We start from the raw sequence: 17772 nt of genomic DNA on the forward strand, positions 1-17772 counted from the left end.
GTAGGTAATGGTACGTCTTTTTCATAAATAAAAAAAATAATCTGAAATTTTGTCAATTCGAACAAAATTCCAGATTATTTTAATAATTAATTAAACGATAGAGCATACATGCCATATAAACATCGTAAAATTCTGAGTAGATTGTAACATCACTGCCAATCAATTCACTAATTTTTTTTATGCGATATTTTACAGTATTTTTATGAATGAATAAAATCTTACTACAGTCATCAAAATTACCATTTGCGTCTAAGAGAAACGTCATTAAAGTTTTTAACGACTCCTCATCATTCAAAATAGGTTCAATCGCTGACAAATATTCTTCAATCATCTCTTCCCCATGTTTACTTAAATCAATCGCCCGCTTTATGGATCTTATTTCAGCTGCAGTATACAATTGGCGCAATGGGAAAATGGCATGGACCTTTTCGCCGACTTGATTCACTAACTGATACATTTGTCTTACTGCTTTCGTATTTTTCATTTTCGGTGAATATACAATTTCAGCAATTTGAGCGTCGAAATTTGTCGTTTGAATAAACTCACTAGCAATTTCAAATTCGTTATATTTATATAAACAATTTCCTAAGAGAACTATGATGCAATGATCAATACATTGAATCACTCTTGTTTTGTAATATTTTGAAAGTTGTTCATCCAATTCATCTCGAATACTTTTTTCTTTCGTTAAATCATTAATCGTAACTAACCACATCATCTGCACAGCAGAGACATCAATATGAAGTACATTCGCCAATCTGCGCATTTTATCACTTTCATCATTAATAATTGCTTTGACCAACGCATACTCACTTACATCATCATGTTTATCTCCCCATAGATTAATTGCAACTTGTACCACTTCACTAATTTTTTCAATTGTCTTTGAGGGCAATTTCGTATTCTCTTTAATAAGAAATAAATACAGCAGCTCGCCATTTTTTTGGTGAACGCTTTTATAGTCAATAACGCAAGTGATATCATTATTTAAAAGCTCAAGCTCCACCTTGTCCTGATTGACTAAACTTTCGGAAAATTCTCCGATGACTTTGGACACATCTAAGGAAGAATTTCTAGGCCACATTACTTGATTGACAATATCAAAATTCGTATTCGTCAGCACAATATTCGCTTTCAGGCGATCCGATAACATTTTCAGCGTAATTTCTACACTGCGTAAATGCTCTGGTAGCAACGAAACTTTTTCTAATGTTTCTTTAACGAAATGATCATTGACCGCTTGGTTACTAATGATTGTCTCCATCACTTCATAAATGACTTCATTATACCTTAGTGAATAATCATTTTTAGGCATACAAATAATAATAAAATCTTGTGAATCTGCTAATTTTAGAACTTCCTTTGGGATTTCTGGCAAAACGATACCGACATAATATAATATTAAACCCAATTCTCCTAGGTCATGTAAATATTGAATGGTACTACATTGTTTTTCCACACTATCTCGAATGGAAAAAAAAGAGCTAATCACTAGTTCTTCCGCATACCACTCTTCTTGCACTGTTTGGACAATCTTCGAACAAAAATCTCCATCTGAAACTTCTAAAACAGATAGAGAGGAAACAGTTCGATTAAGATTATTTCGACCCGTTAATACTTCCGCTCCTCTAAATGATGGTAATTGCAGCAAATCGTTTACTGTTACCCCCATATTTCTTCACCACTACTTTGTTAAAAATTTGCATTCTATTCAATATTACTGGTATCACAAAAGTCGATACCCTATGAAAAAGAGTATCACATTCGACACAATGTTTCAAAAATAGACATTTTTCAAGTAATTTACTTGCTGTCAGCCTGCTCAACTTTTGTATGCGTTTATTAATCACTTAATGCGACATAAAAAAATATCCATTAAAAGTTATTTAATGGTAAAATTATAAGTGAATTTAAAATATAAGTGAGGAAAAGACTATGTCAGAAGTACTAAAGATCGGTAATTCTATTGGAAATGATTTACGGAAGAGCATGCAAGCAGATTGTCGAAACTGTTTTGGCTTATGCTGTACCGCGCTAAATATTGTAGCATCGAGCGATTTTGCTATTCATAAACCAGCTGGTACACCATGTCCAAATTTGCAATCTAACTTTAGCTGCCAAATTCATAGTGAACTTAGAAACAAAGGCTTTAAAGGATGCACCGTATACGATTGTTTAGGGGCAGGGCAATGGGTTTCGCAATCGACGTTTCGTGGACAAGATCGGCGCAATAATTCTGAAATTGGTAATAAAATGTTTCAGGTATTCCCGATTATGGAACAGTTATACGAAATGATTGCCTATGTAGCAGAAGCAATGTCTTATGCAATCTCACAGCGCTTATACGATAAATTACATGAACAGTTAGAGAACTTGCAACACCTAACTAAATTAGACGTAGAAGCACTGTTAGCAATTGATATCCCTCATATTCGACTCCCTATAAATAGCTTACTGTTAAAGACAAGTGAACTAATTCGCAATGAGCTTGTAGTAAACACTTTTGGGAAACATAATAGTCGAAAAACTAATTATCGAGGGGCCAATTGGATGGGGAAAAATTTAAAAGGCAAAGATTTAAGAGCAACCGATCTGCGAGGTGCATTGTTAATTGCGACAAACTTGCAACATGCGGATTTAAGAGGGGTTGATTTTATCGGCGCGGATTTACGGGATGCCAATGTATGCGGGGCAAATCTTTCTACTGCGATGTTTTTAACGCAAATGCAAATCAATTCAGCAGTTGGTAATTACGAAACAAAACTTCCCTTTTATTTAAGCATGCCGACACATTGGCATAATTCCATACAAAAATAAGGGACAGATTAGAAGAATCTTTCTCTTCAATCTGTCCCTTTTTGTTACTTCACTTGTTTCTTTTTATAAAGAACAGTCGCTATAACGAGCACAAGTAAAATAGCTTGCCCAATGATTGTTTCAACAGTTGGGTAGAAGCCAATAAAGCTAATTACTGGTAGACCATCAACGATTGTCGTTGGCACACTATCTCGAAGTTGCAATGTATGCAAGCTGACACCAATAATTTTAAACGCTAACACATAAATTAACACCGTTGCCACGGCAAAAAGCTTATGAATGGCTATTTTGCCACTTGCTTTAAATAATACAACGGCTATTACTGCTAGAATGATAAGTGCTAGGATAATACCAAGTATAAATTGAGATGTCGCCATTTTTGGGGCAATCCCGGCATAGAAAACAAGTGTTTCTGCCCCTTCACGGAACACCGATAAGAAGCTAACAGATGCCATTGCAAATACCGATCCACTTGAAATGGCGTTGCCCATTTGTTTTGAAATGTAACGGTTCCAGCTTGCGACACTTGATTTACTATGAAGCCAAATACCGACACCTATCATCATCGCAGCAGCAACAAGACCTACATAACCTTCCATCATTTCTCGGTTCGTATCCACCGTTGCTGAGTTGAAAATCGTAGACATTAATACTGCGGCTACCGCTGATACTAATATTCCAGCTAATGCTCCTACATAAATCCATTTACGCAACGATTTTTGCCCAGATTTATTTAAAAATGACACTAATGCCAAAATTATTAATAATGCCTCTAAGCCTTCACGCAGTAAAATTAGTGCTGAATCCCAAATAGTATAATCTGAATTTCCTTGAATTAATTCAATTTCAGTTCGGAATTGATCAAGCTTACTTTTAATGCCTTTGACATCTACCTGAGACTTTAATAAGTCACTTACTAGTATCGGCATATCACTTTCAATCTTTGTATAAAGACTACCATTACGAGTTGAAATATCGATTTCTACGCTCGGCCATATTTTGATGAATTCTCGGATTTTATCGGATGCCGCTTTGTAGTTGCCTTCATCAATTAAATCGTTGGCATCATCAATATAGGCAATTAATGTTGATAAAGAATAATCGCCTTCTACTACTTGCGCAGTATCATGACCTGCTACGAAATCCTCAATTGTTTGCTTTAAGTCAGCGTATTGTGATTGCATTAACGCTACTTCAGGCTCTTCTGAAGCAAGTGTTATTCGTATAAAAGCCATTTGCGTTTCAATTTGACCGTACATCCCTATGCTTTGCTCACGTACTGGACGTTCAATTTTTTTCCATTTCGCATTAAAATCTTTATAAGCATCGTTAATTGAAGCTACATCACCGCTTGCCAAAGCATCTTCAAATGCTTTCATAATAGGTTTAAACTTTTGTCCAAATTCTGCTCGCTGTGCCGCTTCATCCACAGGGTTTTCAAGCTTTTCTAAAGCACGCAAAGCATTTGATAGTGCAGACAATGCCGTTAAACGTTCTTCTTTCGAAGATGCCTTTACTGCTTGGTCGAGTATTTTATCGACTTCCTTTTTCGCTTCAGTTTGGTCCGATGATACAGAAGACCAATCTGTTGCGAATTGTTCAAGTGCATCTTTTGCTTCTGCTTCCTTGTCTTGCTTTGTATTCATTAGCGCATCACTTATCGAGATGTATAAGTGACTGTAAGATTGAGCTGCTTGTACGGGTACTGCAAGTGTCAGTAATAAGCATACAATAATGCTACAGCGCGTTAAAAAGTGCTTCACCTAAGTAACTCCCCTTTTGTACTCCAGGGAAGCAAGCAAACACCGCACTGCCTCGATGGGTAATATATTCATTCATTTTATCCATTCGGCCTAAACTGTTTTGGATCGTTGTAAATTGTGCTGGATCTTTTTGGAAAGAGATAAATATTAGTCCTGCATCGTGCGCACCCGTATTCGACATTACACCTGATGCATATGAATAAGATCGACGTAATATGCGGGCACCTGATTTACGTGCTAAATGCACATGCGATGTATCAGGCATAATATACTGGCCCTTGCTATCTTTTGCTTCGATATCGAAATCATCAAATTCCTTCGTTTTACCTAATGGGGCACCACTATCGCGATAGCGCCCAAACGTTGCTTCCTGATCCTTCAAAGATGTACGATCCCATGTTTCAAGATGCATTTGAACTTTTCGAGCAACTAAATAGGAGCCACCCTTTAACCAGCCTTTATCGACCCACACGACTTTATTTAAGTCTTGTTCATCCGTAATTGAAGGATTGACTGTGCCATCTTTGAATGCGAATAAATTGCGAGGCGTGCCTCCCTCTGCTGGGAATGAATTAAAGCCCGCTTGCGACCATTTAATTTCCACTTTTCCGGAAGCAGCGCGCACTAAATTACGGACAGCATGGAACGCCACTTGCGGATCGTCTGCACACGCTTGAATACATAGATCCCCGCCTGTATATTCCTTTTGTAGCTGATCTTTTGGAAAATGTGGCAAATCAGCTAATTCAGCAGGCTTTAAATGGGACATTCCAAGCTTATCAAATAAAGAAGGACCTACACCTACAGTAATCGATAAATTAGAAGCATTTAAACCTTCTGCTTCTCCTGTATCACCTGTCGGCACTCGTATATTTGTTGTTAAATCTACCATTAATTCACCATTCATTAAACGGACAACAAGAGGTGTCCATTTTTTGAACAACTCTTGTAGCTCTTCTTTTGATGACACGAGGACAGTCAAAGAAGCAAAATAAATATTTTTTTGAACGGGTGTAGTAATGCCTGACTGATGTTTTCCATAAAAATTAACTTTGTTTTTTGCTGTTGAGCTATCTGCGACAGGCTCGAAAACATCATAGCCCATCGCTTTCATCACACCACCAAAGCCAGAAGCACCAATAGCAATACCCGCCACGCCCATGCTTGTTAGCTTTAACATTTCACGGCGCGATATTTTTTTATCGATCCATTTATCATCTTTTGACGATGTCATTATTTATCACTCCAAAATAATTCCCATTTGACTTAATGGTTCACCTAACTGGTTCACCGCAGCTGCAAGTGCTTTTGTATTTTCTTCTGTTAATTCTTCATAAGAAATATAGCCCCCATCAGCTGTTGCATGTTGAGCCAATAAATCATCTACCGCTTTGAATTTTTCATCTAACGTTGCTACTAGATCTTTGTCTTTTGCTTCTAATTTTGGACGAAGAATTTCAAAGATTTTTTCTGCACCTTCAATATTCGCTTTAAAGTCATATAGGTCTGTATGTGAATAAATTTCTTCTTCTCCAGTAATTTTTGAAGTAGATACCTCGTTCAATAAATCAACTGCACCTGTAATCATTACATCTGGTGTCACTTCTACTGTTTGAACGAGTGCATGTAATTCTTTCGCGTCAGCAAGCAGTTGGTCTGCCACTGCCTCATAGCCTTCAGTTTTATTTTCTACCCAAAGTGCATACTCAAGCTTATGGTAGCCTGTCCATTCTTCTTTGCCTTTACCTTCTTCTTCGATATCCGCTAAACGGCCATCGATACGTGGGTCAAGATCACCGAAGCTCTCTGCAATTGGTTCAGATCGCTCAAAATACATACGTGCAGGCGCATACGCTGCTTTCGCGCCTTCAATATCACCTGCCTTGAACAGGTTCACAAACTTTTCTGTATTTAGCAAGAATTGGTCCATTTGTTCTAATGCAAATTGTTGATAGGCTGATAGTTCAGTAGATAAATCTACCGCTATCGTTTGATCTGCTTGCTCTGTTGCTGGTTTCTCATCTTTTTTTACTTCCTCTGTATTACCGCAGCCTGCCATAAGGATGCCACCTGCTACTAATACTGACAATAATGATTTATTTTTCATGCTTAATACCTACTTCCGAATTAGTCTCTAACGTGAATGATAATCATTATCATATTTGATTGCAAGAAGTATTTTTAAATTAAGAAAAAAACGTCATTTTGCAGTTGAATTTTATTTCCAACTAGCAAAAAGACGTTTTTTCTACAATATAATGATTCTAAACTACTAAATATTGACTTGTTTTATCTTTTCATTTTTTCCATATAAGAAATAATAAAGTACGATTGAAATAAAAATAACGGCTACCATCGCTAAAAATATGGCACTATATCCCATTGTCGGTACAAAAAATCCTAAGAAATAAGGTCCTATACCTAATCCTAAATCATATAAAATGAAGTACGTAGAAGTTGCAAGCCCTAAACGTTCATTTGGTGTAACCTTAATAGCTATTGCTTGTGCTACCGAGTTGAAATTACCATAACCAATTCCAATAAAAGCTGCAGCTATTAAAAATACACCAGTGCTTGTTGCTGAGCTAAAAGCATACATACCTATTGCAAATAACACAAGACAAGGATAAATAATAATATTTGCTCCTCTTGAGTCGAGTAATTTTCCGGTAAATGGCCGAGTAGCTAAAATTACGATTGCATAAACGATAAAGAAATAACTACCTGCTGTTACCAAATTAAGCTCTTTAGCATAGAACGTCATAAATGACATAACACCTGAATAAGCAAAGCCAATAACAAGCGCTACAAAGGCAATCGGTAATGCACGCATTTCGATAAAGTTAGATAGCTTGAAGCCCGTTTTCTCTGCAGATGCCTTCGCATTTTTAGGTGCCCCTGGAACTTTCACAATAAAATACATCATAAAGCAAATAATTGCTAATACTGAATCTACCGCAAAAATCATTCGATAATCTTCAAATAACTGCGTTAATAATATGCCGATAAATGGACCAATTGCCGTTGCTAAAATAGCACTTAAGCTGTAATAGCCAATCCCTTCACCACGTCGTTCTGGGGGTAAAATTTGTGCAATAATCGTACCTGTTGCTGTACTTGCTATACCTAACGCTATCCCTTGCACTAAACGATTCAGCATAAGGAACGGTAAATTTAAGGCGATAAAATAAGACATCGTAGATAACATAAATAATAATAATCCACAAAATAATGTTTTTTTACTGCCCCAATCACCGATAATACGTCCTGTGCCAAGTCGTCCAAATAACGTCCCGATAATAAAAATACTCGACACTAGCCCTGCAGTACTTGTTGAAGCGTCAAATTTCTCCACCGCATAGCCAGCTATTGTGACCATCAATAGATAAAAAATTAACGTAATCGTAAAATTGATAAGTGAAACGATTAAAAAGTCTTTTGTCCATAATTTCTGTCTAGTTACTTCCACTTGTTTCCTCTCCTACTGATGAATGTTTTTACTTATGTTTGCTAAAACCCGAGAAGCAATTTCAATATCCTGTTGTGATACACCAGCTAATGCTTTTTCTAAAAAAGGTTTTATATGCTCCTGGATTTCGTCCACGTTTTTTTCACCATATGGTGTTAATTGTACAACTTTTGCTCGCTTATCTTTACCAGCCACCGTCTCAACATAACCAAGATCTACTAGCTTTTGTACAAGCCTCGTTACGCTAGGCTTTTCAATAGACATAAAGTTCGCGATTTCAACTAGTGAATGCGGACCTTTATCAATTAAGAAGCGTAAAACTGCCCACTGAGAGCTATATAGTTGATATTGTTCCAACTGCTTGTTGAGTTGATTCGTAAACGGGCGGTACATTAAGCGAAACTCATTAAAAAATTGCTGTTCAATCGTCAAAAAAATCCCTCCTTAATTAGTTAGCCTAGCTAACTATATATTAAATTACACCGTTTGTCTAGGTTGAAGTTTGCTACACTTCTATTTTTGCCCAATCTTTCTAAACAAAAAACGACTGAACAGCGCAAGCCATTCAGTCGTTTTTTCTTAATAAATATAAAAAATAAGGTGCACCGATACATGCTACAACAATGCCTGCAGGCACAGTGGCAGTTGAAATGGCCACGCGCCCTATTGTATCAGCTAGCATTAATAAACAAGCACCAATACATAATGTTATTGGTAAAAAGAATTGATAGCGTGGTCCAACAAGCTGCTTTGCAATATGTGGTGCCATTAAGCCGATAAATGCAATGCCACCTGTGACAGATACAGCAGCGGCAGCAAGGGCAACAGCCACCATTAATAATTGTAGTCGCTCTTTAGCAATATTTACGCCTAACCCAATTGCTGATTGCTCAGTCATTGCTAGCACATTTAAAACATTTGCTTTATAAAAAATAAACGGAATACATATGACTAGCCATGGTATTAATGCCCATAGGAATGGCCAATCAGTTCCCCACACACTTCCTGCAAGCCATTGTGCAATAAACTGGACATCTGAGCGCTCAGCAGAGGAAATTAACAGCATCATCACACCCGATAATGCCGATGCCACGCCTACCCCGATTAAAATTAGTTTTACAGGTTGGACGCCTTGATTGCGCTTATATGAAAAAAAGTAAATACTAAGAGCCGTTACTATAGCACTGAAAAATCCTACTACTGGCAATATATACGCAAAGTTTGGTAAATCACCATTAACACATAAATAAAAAATGGTGATTCCCACTCCTGCACCAGCATTAATACCAATAATACCAGGGTCCGCTAAATCATTACGTGTTACCCCCTGTAATACAGCTCCTGCCAATGCTAAAGCCATACCTGCTGCTGCGAGGATAAATAGCCTTGGTAGACGGACAGAAAATAAGACAAAGGATTCTTTAAAAGTACCATCACCTAGCAGGATAGGAAGAATACGGTCAATGGACACCGAAGCAGCACCCAGTGAAATGCCCATTACAAAAATAAGGAGTGTTAGCACTAGCCAAATAAGAAGCCAAGTTCGTTGTTTTTTTTGTGCAATTTTAAGCAAATTGACGACCTCCCTTACGTACAAGTAATAAGAAGAATGGAAGGCCGATAATTGAAATAATGGCTACTACAGGCGTTTCGTAAGGTGCATTCACTATACGAGCTAACAAATCTGCAGCTACCATCAACAAGCCACCTATTAGCGCACTCATCGGCAACACGAAACGATAATCTGTACCAACTAAAGAACGTACAATATGTGGCACCATTAAACCAACAAATGCTAGATTCCCTACAAGCGCTACAGCAGAGCCCGCAAGTATAACAACTACGAACATCATGATTCCTTTAATCACTGTTGTTTTCTGACCTAAACCGACAGCTACCTCTTCATTTAAACTTAAAATCGTTAGCTGACGGCTGAATATAAACGCAATAACTAATCCGATTACAATAACAGGTACGATGATTAAAGCGTGCCACGTTGTGCCAATTAAACCACCACTTGTCCACATCGATACATCTTTTGCAATTTTAAATAATATACCCGTACCATCAGCCACCGCTTGTAAAAGAGCCGATACCGCTGCACCAGCTAAAACTAGCTTCAATGGAGAAAAGCCACCTTTTGTTGATGCACCGATACTATAAACAATAATCATCCCGATTCCTGCACCAATAAAGCATGCAAAAATTAGTATATAATACGAGGAATTCGGGAGTAATGCCATCGTTAAGGCTAAAGCAGCATTTGCACCTGCTGTAAGTCCAAGAAGCCCTGGATCTGCTAAAGCATTTCTTGTGACGCCCTGCATAATAGCGCCAGCAACTGCAAGTGCACTACCAACAAAAATAGCTGCAATTATACGTGGAAATCGAATTTCACGTAAAATCGCATAATGCTTGCCGCCCTCTTGTCCGACAATTGCTTGATAAACATCTTGAATACTCGTATTCGCAGCGCCAATACATAACGAAATCGTTACTATCACTACTAGCACTAGCAGTGATAATAACACTTGAAGCCAAAACGGGAAATGCCGAAACTTTGTCATTTGCCTTCGCTACTCTCTACCGAAATTATTGTAAAAACTTCTCTTTAAAGAATTTTAGTTGATATTCTAATGTGATAGGATCGTTAAAGTAAAATGCGTTACCATTTACTTTAAATAAATGACCATTCTTCACAGCATCTAAATCTTTATACCAACCTGCATTTTCAATAGAAGTCTCTTCGCCATTAAACGTACTAAAAATTACATAGTCCCCAGCGTATTCATTTAAAACTTCTGTAGAAATAGCGAAATAACCTGGTTTTAGCGCATCCTCTTTCACTTTTTCAGCCATGTTTAAGCCCATTTCTTGATATAAAATTTCTGTTCCACGACCCCAATTATCGCCATAGACATACATTTGTTTGTTAAACATTTCTGCTACTGTAACTGTTGCATCTTCACCGATTTTTGCTTTAATTTCTGACCCTGCTTTAGCAGCGCGTTCTTTAAAATCTGCTACCCATTTCGTTGCTTCATCTTCTTTATTTACGACTTTACCGATTTCAATAAATTGCTGTAAATAATCGACTTTACCATACGTAAATAAGACAGTTGGTGCAATTTCAGCTAACTTATCGGCATTTTCAATCCCATTTAAACCAATAATTAAATCTGGATCTAGTTCAATAATTTTTTCAATGTCTGTATTTTCAACTACTACTGCATCTTTAATAGCATCTTTAAAGTTTGGATTATCTGCAGCCCATGAATCTATCCCTACAACATTTACGCCAAGTTGCAATAAATCCCCAACAAATGATGATAACACGACTACACGTTTAGGATTCGCTGGTACTTCAATAGGACCTGTTTCAGATTGATAAGTAATTGTATCCGCTGATGATGACTCATTTGCGCCTTCATCTTCTTTCTTCGAATTGTCTTCTTTGTTGCCGCAAGCTGCAAGTACAAGCACGACAATCATAAACATTGGTAAAAGCCACTTTTTCATTTATATATCCCCTTTAAGTTGTTTGTAATAAGTTGTATGTAATGCACATTGGTTTGTCTGTTCGTGGATCTTTTCCAATGACTGCATCTATATGAAACACTTTTTGTAATACTTCAGGTACAATGACTTCCTCTGCTGTACCAAATTTCACGAGCTCTCCTTGTGAAAGCGCTACAATATAATCAGAAAAACGGGCTGCTTGATTTAAATCATGGAGCACCATAACAATTGTGCGACCTTCATCTTCGTTTAGCTTGCTTAATAATTCTAAAACCTCTAATTGATGTGCCATATCTAAATAAGTCGTTGGCTCATCTAAAAAAATGATATCGGTTTCCTGTGCTAATGCCATCGCAATCCATACACGCTGACGTTGTCCACCAGACAATGCGTCTACTGCATGCTGACGAAAAGCATCTGTTTTTGTTACCTTGAGGGACCAATCAATGACATCTTTATCTTTTTGAGATAAATTGCCGAAGCCCTTTTGATATGGAAATCGACCGTAGGACACAAGCTCTTCTACCGTTAAACCGTGCGCACTTTCAGGACTTTGTGGCAAAATAGCTAGCTCTTTTGCCAAATCTTTTGTATGCATTTTGGAAATATTTTGACCGTCTAAAATGACATGCCCACTTTCATGCTTAAGTATTCTTGTAATTGCCTTTAAAAGCGTAGATTTGCCACAACCATTGGAACCAATAATTGTTGTTATTTTTCCATCTGGAATTTGTAATGATAAGTCATGCACAATGGTTTTGTTCTCATAGCCAACACGGATCGATTCAATTTGTAAACGCAAAATATGCCCTCTCTTTCTTTTTACTAATACACATGATATGATAACATCGAATGCGATACTGATAATCATTATCACTAAAGCTAGTCTAGTTTTCCACTAAGGATTTGTCAAATACTTTTTTAATATTTTTCAAGGATGTGACGATATAAGTGCAAGATTTATACGATGTAACGATTATAGGTGGTGGGCCTGCGGGCTTATATAGTGCTTTTTATAGCGGGTTAAGAGGCCTAAAAACAAAATTGATAGAGAGCCAGGAACAGTTAGGTGGTAAAGTGTTACTTTATCCAGAAAAGTTAATTTGGGATATTGGTGGGCACCCTCCTATTTTAGGTGGACAGTTTGTTAAACAATTAATTGCGCAGGCTAAAACATTCGATCCAACAATACTAACGGACACTAAGGTTGACTTTATCGAACGTCTAGGTGAAATGTTTGTTTTACATACAGCACAAGGAGAAAAACATTATTCAAAAACGATTCTTTTAGCTGTTGGTGGGGGCATTATTAATCCACAAAAACTGACGCTAGAAGGTGCTGAAAAATACGAAATGTCTAATTTGCACTATACTGTCCAGTCATATAAGCGTTTTGTCGATAAGGACATTATTATTTCTGGAGGCGGTAATGCTGCAATTGACTGGGCAGTGGAGCTTAGCCCTATCGCTAAAAACGTAACTGTTGTATATCGTAAGGACACACTCTCTGCACATGAAGCGACGATCCAGGAAGCGCTAGATGCTGGCGTTCAAATTGAATGTAACACGACAATTACAAAGTTAACGGCAAATACAGATAAAACAGCGATTGAATTTGTTACATGCGAAAATTCTCAGACAAAACAAAGCTACACACGCCAAGTGGATGAAGTCATTGTAAGTCATGGCTATAACCGTGAAGCATCTCTTACATTTGACGAAGCCATCTCGATTCCTAAAAAAGACGACTATTATTTTGAAGGAAAAGCAACTGGTGAAACAGCCCAACCAGGTATTTTCGCAGCAGGTGATATTTTATCTTTCGAAGGGAAAATTCATCTTCTACTAGGAACATTCCAAGATGCTGCCAATGCTGTCAACTCAATCAAAACGTATTTAGAACCGACTGCTAATCGTAATGCAGTCGTATCTTCTCATAATGAAATCTTTAAAGAAAAAAATCGCTCCATAATTGAAAATAGCTTGTCGAGATAAAACAATGGATTGGTAAAGTAATGCAATCATCCAAAAGAAGCTAAAAAAGAAAAAGCGTTAGATTGACTGCATTCAATCTAACACTTTTTTGTCGTGAACATGGATATCTGCAATGATAGGTTATTTCAAAATGTTTAGCGGCAATTCGCGAGCTTCTACTGGTAATTTCACTATCTTACCAGCGATTCATGGGCTTTTGAAAGCAAATAAAAATGTTTACGTTATATCTCAGCCTTTTTATTTGAGCTAAAGTAATTCCATGTTAATCATTCAAACCTTTACCATCGAGAATTTGCTGTGTATATTTTTCAATCCTCGACACGCGAGTTTTGGCTTGCTTAGCCTGAGAAAAATAATACATGTATGCTCTTTGACGGCCAGGTGTTAATGCTTCAAATGCTAGTTTTAAAGCAGGGAGTTCATTGAATTTAGCTTGTAGTTCTTCCGGAATATCGAAATCGGTATTCTTTTTAAACTCCACTTCCAACCCTGCTTTTTCAACTTCTATGGCTTGTATAATATAGGCTTTTAAGTCGCTTTCCATTTCCATGATTTGTTGGACATTTGTAAAGCGAATTTGGCGTGCCGCTTGTACATTTTCTGTTTGTTGAATCAGAATTCCTTTCGTATCCTTTAACAACGCACCTTTATGGAACAACAATGCACAATATTCTTTAAATCCATGTATTAATACGATGTTCTTGTTCTCTAAAGTATAACAAGGGTGCATCCACTTAAATTCTTCGGTCAGTCCACTATCAAGAACAATATTTCTCAATGCTTCATATTCTGCTTTCCACGTTTTAGCTTTATTTAAAAACTCATCAACTTTAGGATTTGTTTTCATTTTTGTCATCAACGACACCCCTCTTTAATTTTTAACTATGAAAATCATTTTGTTCAATTACCAATTGATTAATAATAAGACATTCGTTGAGATCCTGTCCAGTTGATGTGCAAAATCACCCATGGCTATTTCCTATATTTCCAAGCAAACATGTAAAGCTATCTATTGTTTTAAATAAAAAAAGAGAATATACGCTACTAAAGTAAACGTCATATCCTCTTTATTTGTGTAATACATTGCAATCTGCCCTTTACTGAATCCCATATCTACATATAACTATCTAAATAGACTTAATAATGACCCCATTTGCCTAAGCATATTAACCCCACTCGAAATAGTGTCTGCGTGGCCCTTCATTGCGCTGAAATTCTCTGCTAAATTTCCAAACCGAGAAATTCGAGGTTGTTGATTATTAAACGAGTTGGGCTGTGGACGCATACTTTGAACCATAGGATTATAACTTTGTCTATATCTCCGTGGTACTGGCCTCCTTCTAGGATTCGGCGAATAATATGGCATCAATTCACCTCCTATACAAAAACGTTTATATATTATACGTCTGGATTTTTTTTACGTTTAGACTTTTGAAGATGTTTATAAAAATTAATAGTATAAATGAGTGCTACGTAAACATATTGAAATAATTAATTGCTACGTTGTATTTTGCTTTTTATCATATAGTCCGTCCTATCTCCTTCTAGGAACCATACTATTTTTATTTTCATATTATACAAATAAGAACAATAAAGAAGGTGTTAGAAATTCATAAATCTAAATATCTAGATTTTTTGTCCAAATTTGGTGTTGGGGGGGCACATCCTGGTGGTATGGCACTAACAAAGGAACTATTAAGGGCTGAGAATATTAGCAACACTTGTAAAATATTAGATGTAGGCTGTGGTACAGGCCAAACAGCTGCCTTTTTAGCTTCCCAATATAAAGCTGCTGTTACTGGTATTGATCGCAATTCAATCATGGTAGCTAAAGCCCAAAAGCGAATGAAAAAGCATCGCTTACCAGTCACAATCATAGAAGCTTCAATCGAAGAAATTCCTTTACGCAATGAGCAATTTGATTTGATTATTTCTGAATCTGTTCTTTCCTTTGTCAACAAGTCTAAAGCTCTCGATGAAATTTATCGTTTATTGAAATACGGGGGTCGTTTTATTGCAATAGAATTCACTATTAATCAATTGTTAGACGAAAAGAGTAAGAAGGAAATTGAACAATTTTATGGCTTCGATACATTATTAATGAAAAAAGATTGGGTTGCTCTATTTAACAATGCTGGATTTCAAACAATTCATATACGCAAAAATCAATCGCTTTCTTCACCACCTGAATTTCAGCATTCACCAAATATCGAATCTAAATTTTATGAGGTCATGGATCAACACATTGAAATGAATTTAAAATATGATGGAATTCTAGATTATAGAATTTATAGTTGTACGAAATAAAGAATAGCGTATGATTTTCACACTGCATACTTAAATGCCAACTGTGAAAATCATACGCTTCTTTTTAATGATTGTGTAAGCAGCTATTTTGCAGTATTGCTTTTTCATCAGGCTTTGTGCAAATAAATCGTAGTTGGTTTAAACTGTTATTTAATTATTGCTATAAAATGTTTTAAAATTCTAGCAGTTAAACCCCAAATGGTATATTGCTCATAATCATAAAACCATTCTTCCATAGATCGAGTCCTCCAGTTATACTGTGCCCCGTTAACAATTTTATCAAAAGGAAAGTCTAAAGAAGGCACTGGTTCAATAGATACTAAATGCATATAGGGTTCATGATGTAATAACCAATTGATTGGAACTGTAAACACTTCTTCAACCTCATCTTTGTTATAAGCATGAATGATTTGATTGAAATCAACAATTGCCACGAATGGATAGGTAACAAACGAAGAAGATGCGATATATGGACTTAATTGCCCTATTACTTGAACCGTTTTCGGATCGATTCCTAATTCCTCGTACGTTTCTCGTAAAGCGGCTGCCAATGGTGATGCATCTGTGGCGTCAATTCTACCACCTGGAAAACTAATATCGCCAGGCTGTTTTCTCATCGTAAATGAACGCACTTCAAAAAGAATATGCCATTCGCCATTCACTTGGACTAATGGTATTAAAACGGCTGAACGAAAGGCTGTCTCTTCTCCAATAAATAATTGCTGATTTTGCTGTAATTGATGCTTCAATTTATCTAGAAACATGAGATTCTGCTCACCTCAATAATTTATATTCTATTTTATCGTATCATTAATAGGTAGTTGGATAAAGATTATTAGACTAAATCATCCTATTCGAACTAGCAAAAGATTTGGCATAATAAAAATGCAGAGGAGGTGGGCTATCCTCCATCTGCATTGCTTATGGTTGTAATAAAATTTTCCCTACACTTTTACGACTTTCCAACAAAGCATGTGCCTTTGCACCATCTTTAAGGGCAAAAATAGACGGCTCGTGAATTTTTATCATTCCATCTGTAATCCATTCAAATAGTTGTTGTGAACGTATTTTTCTTTCCTCAAAAGAGGTTAAGACATTCCAAAGGTCTCCTCCGGTTAATGTTTTCGAAGTATCCATTAGCATACGTGGATCCACCGCCACCGGATCTCCTCCTGACATACCAAAAAACACGACAGTTCCACCAATTTTTGTTGCCTCTAAACTATCTAGCAAGGTAGAACCTACTGATTCGTACACGACATGAACCCCTTGACCTCCAGTATTCTCCTTCACTTTTTGCACCCACTGCTCTTCATATAAAAAGACATGGTCCGCACCGATGGCAAATGCTACTTCTGCTTTTTCTTTCGAAGATGTGAGACCGATTACGTTAGCCCCTTTTAACTTAGCCATCTGGATTAAGTTCTGACCAACACCCCCTGCTGCTGCGTGAATTAGAACCGTATCACCTGGTTGAATAGCATAGCTATCTGTCACTAAATATTGAGCTGTTAAACCTTGTAATAAAATCGCAGCCGCTGTTTCAAAAGAAATTTCATCTGGTAATAAAATTACCTTATCTAGTGGAGCTGCCACTAACTCTGCATTCGCAAATGGAACATCCGCAAATGCGATACGGTCACCTACTTGGATATTGTGAATATTTGCACCGACCTTTTCTACGATACCTGCACCCTCATACCCTAAAATAAATGGAGGCTGACCGGCTAAATGGTAATTGCCTTTTCTTCGATAAATATCAGCAAAATTTAATCCAACCGCCTTTGTTCTTACTAATATTTCGTTATCTGTAATAATAGGATCTGCTATCTCTTTATATTGTAATACCTCTGGACCGCCAAATGTTTCAAATACCAATGCTTTCATTATCTCTAACCCCTT

General features: G+C 36.9%; 16 protein-coding genes. 3 read left to right on the forward strand and 13 right to left on the reverse strand.

The genetic code is table 11. From position 1 onward, the window contains the following. Positions 1 to 79 precede the first annotated feature (79 nt). Positions 80 to 1672 carry a PucR family transcriptional regulator gene (locus tag ACIP9C_RS00370; RefSeq protein WP_401007549.1) on the reverse strand — a complete coding sequence of 531 codons (1593 nt, stop codon included), beginning with the start codon at positions 1670 to 1672 and terminating at the stop codon, positions 80 to 82. Between the two features lie 263 nt (positions 1673 to 1935). Here ACIP9C_RS00370 and ACIP9C_RS00375 point away from each other — a divergent pair, with 263 nt between their 5' ends. Beyond that, complete coding sequence (locus tag ACIP9C_RS00375; RefSeq protein ID WP_401007552.1) at positions 1936 to 2817, forward strand: pentapeptide repeat-containing protein; 882 nt, start codon at positions 1936 to 1938, stop codon at positions 2815 to 2817. 44 nt (positions 2818 to 2861) lie between these two features. Here ACIP9C_RS00375 and ACIP9C_RS00380 read toward each other — a convergent pair whose 3' ends face one another. From ACIP9C_RS00380 to ACIP9C_RS00420, 9 genes are all read right to left on the reverse strand, one after another. Then, positions 2862 to 4580, reverse strand: coding sequence for an FTR1 family iron permease (locus tag ACIP9C_RS00380; RefSeq protein ID WP_401007554.1), 1719 nt, complete (start codon positions 4578 to 4580; stop codon positions 2862 to 2864). After that, a complete protein-coding gene (efeB, locus tag ACIP9C_RS00385) occupies positions 4555 to 5814 on the reverse strand; it encodes an iron uptake transporter deferrochelatase/peroxidase subunit (RefSeq protein ID WP_401007555.1) in 1260 nt (419 codons plus the stop codon). Before efeB ends, ACIP9C_RS00380 begins: the two co-directional genes overlap by 26 nt. 6 nt (positions 5815 to 5820) lie before the next feature. Then, the gene (gene efeO, locus ACIP9C_RS00390; protein WP_401007558.1) at positions 5821 to 6687 is read right to left on the reverse strand and encodes an iron uptake system protein EfeO; all 867 of its coding nucleotides are present in this window, start codon (positions 6685 to 6687) and stop codon (positions 5821 to 5823) included. A 165-nt stretch (positions 6688 to 6852) separates the two neighbouring features. Next, positions 6853 to 8049: an MFS transporter gene (locus ACIP9C_RS00395; RefSeq protein WP_401007560.1), complete on the reverse strand. Its 1197-nt coding sequence runs from the start codon at positions 8047 to 8049 to the stop codon at positions 6853 to 6855. A 12-nt stretch (positions 8050 to 8061) separates the two neighbouring features. Beyond that, entirely contained in the window at positions 8062 to 8481 is a 420-nt protein-coding gene (locus ACIP9C_RS00400; RefSeq protein WP_401007562.1) for a MarR family winged helix-turn-helix transcriptional regulator, read from the reverse strand. A 133-nt stretch (positions 8482 to 8614) separates the two neighbouring features. Further along, the gene (locus ACIP9C_RS00405) at positions 8615 to 9622 is read right to left on the reverse strand and encodes a FecCD family ABC transporter permease (protein WP_401007565.1); all 1008 of its coding nucleotides are present in this window, start codon (positions 9620 to 9622) and stop codon (positions 8615 to 8617) included. Next, the gene (locus ACIP9C_RS00410) at positions 9615 to 10616 is read right to left on the reverse strand and encodes a FecCD family ABC transporter permease (RefSeq protein WP_401007567.1); all 1002 of its coding nucleotides are present in this window, start codon (positions 10614 to 10616) and stop codon (positions 9615 to 9617) included. Before ACIP9C_RS00410 ends, ACIP9C_RS00405 begins: the two co-directional genes overlap by 8 nt. Before the next feature lie 25 nt (positions 10617 to 10641). Further along, on the reverse strand, positions 10642 to 11568 hold the full coding sequence (locus tag ACIP9C_RS00415) for an iron-hydroxamate ABC transporter substrate-binding protein (protein ID WP_401007569.1): 927 nt from the start codon (positions 11566 to 11568) through the stop codon (positions 10642 to 10644). Between the two features lie 13 nt (positions 11569 to 11581). Further along, a complete protein-coding gene (locus ACIP9C_RS00420; protein ID WP_401009156.1) occupies positions 11582 to 12373 on the reverse strand; it encodes an ABC transporter ATP-binding protein in 792 nt (263 codons plus the stop codon). Positions 12374 to 12519: 146 nt separating this feature from the next. Here ACIP9C_RS00420 and ACIP9C_RS00425 point away from each other — a divergent pair, with 146 nt between their 5' ends. Further along, positions 12520 to 13563, forward strand: coding sequence for an NAD(P)/FAD-dependent oxidoreductase (locus ACIP9C_RS00425; protein WP_401007571.1), 1044 nt, complete (start codon positions 12520 to 12522; stop codon positions 13561 to 13563). Between the two features lie 262 nt (positions 13564 to 13825). Here ACIP9C_RS00425 and ACIP9C_RS00430 read toward each other — a convergent pair whose 3' ends face one another. Beyond that, a complete protein-coding gene (locus tag ACIP9C_RS00430) occupies positions 13826 to 14419 on the reverse strand; it encodes a YdeI/OmpD-associated family protein (protein ID WP_401007573.1) in 594 nt (197 codons plus the stop codon). An 818-nt stretch (positions 14420 to 15237) separates the two neighbouring features. Here ACIP9C_RS00430 and ACIP9C_RS00435 point away from each other — a divergent pair. Beyond that, positions 15238 to 15870 carry a class I SAM-dependent methyltransferase gene (locus tag ACIP9C_RS00435; protein WP_401007576.1) on the forward strand — a complete coding sequence of 211 codons (633 nt, stop codon included), beginning with the start codon at positions 15238 to 15240 and terminating at the stop codon, positions 15868 to 15870. Positions 15871 to 16016: 146 nt separating this feature from the next. Here the strand turns inward: ACIP9C_RS00435 and ACIP9C_RS00440 are convergent, their stop codons facing one another. After that, positions 16017 to 16634 (reverse strand): NUDIX hydrolase, encoded by a 618-nt coding sequence (locus tag ACIP9C_RS00440; protein WP_401007579.1) that lies wholly within the window; start codon positions 16632 to 16634, stop codon positions 16017 to 16019. Between the two features lie 157 nt (positions 16635 to 16791). Then, on the reverse strand, positions 16792 to 17757 hold the full coding sequence (locus ACIP9C_RS00445; RefSeq protein WP_401007581.1) for a quinone oxidoreductase family protein: 966 nt from the start codon (positions 17755 to 17757) through the stop codon (positions 16792 to 16794). Between the last annotated feature and the right edge of the window lie 15 nt (positions 17758 to 17772).

It is taken from the genome of Lysinibacillus sp. NPDC093210 (genome assembly GCF_044753985.1).
Taxonomy (GTDB): Bacteria; Bacillota; Bacilli; order Bacillales_A; family Planococcaceae; genus Lysinibacillus.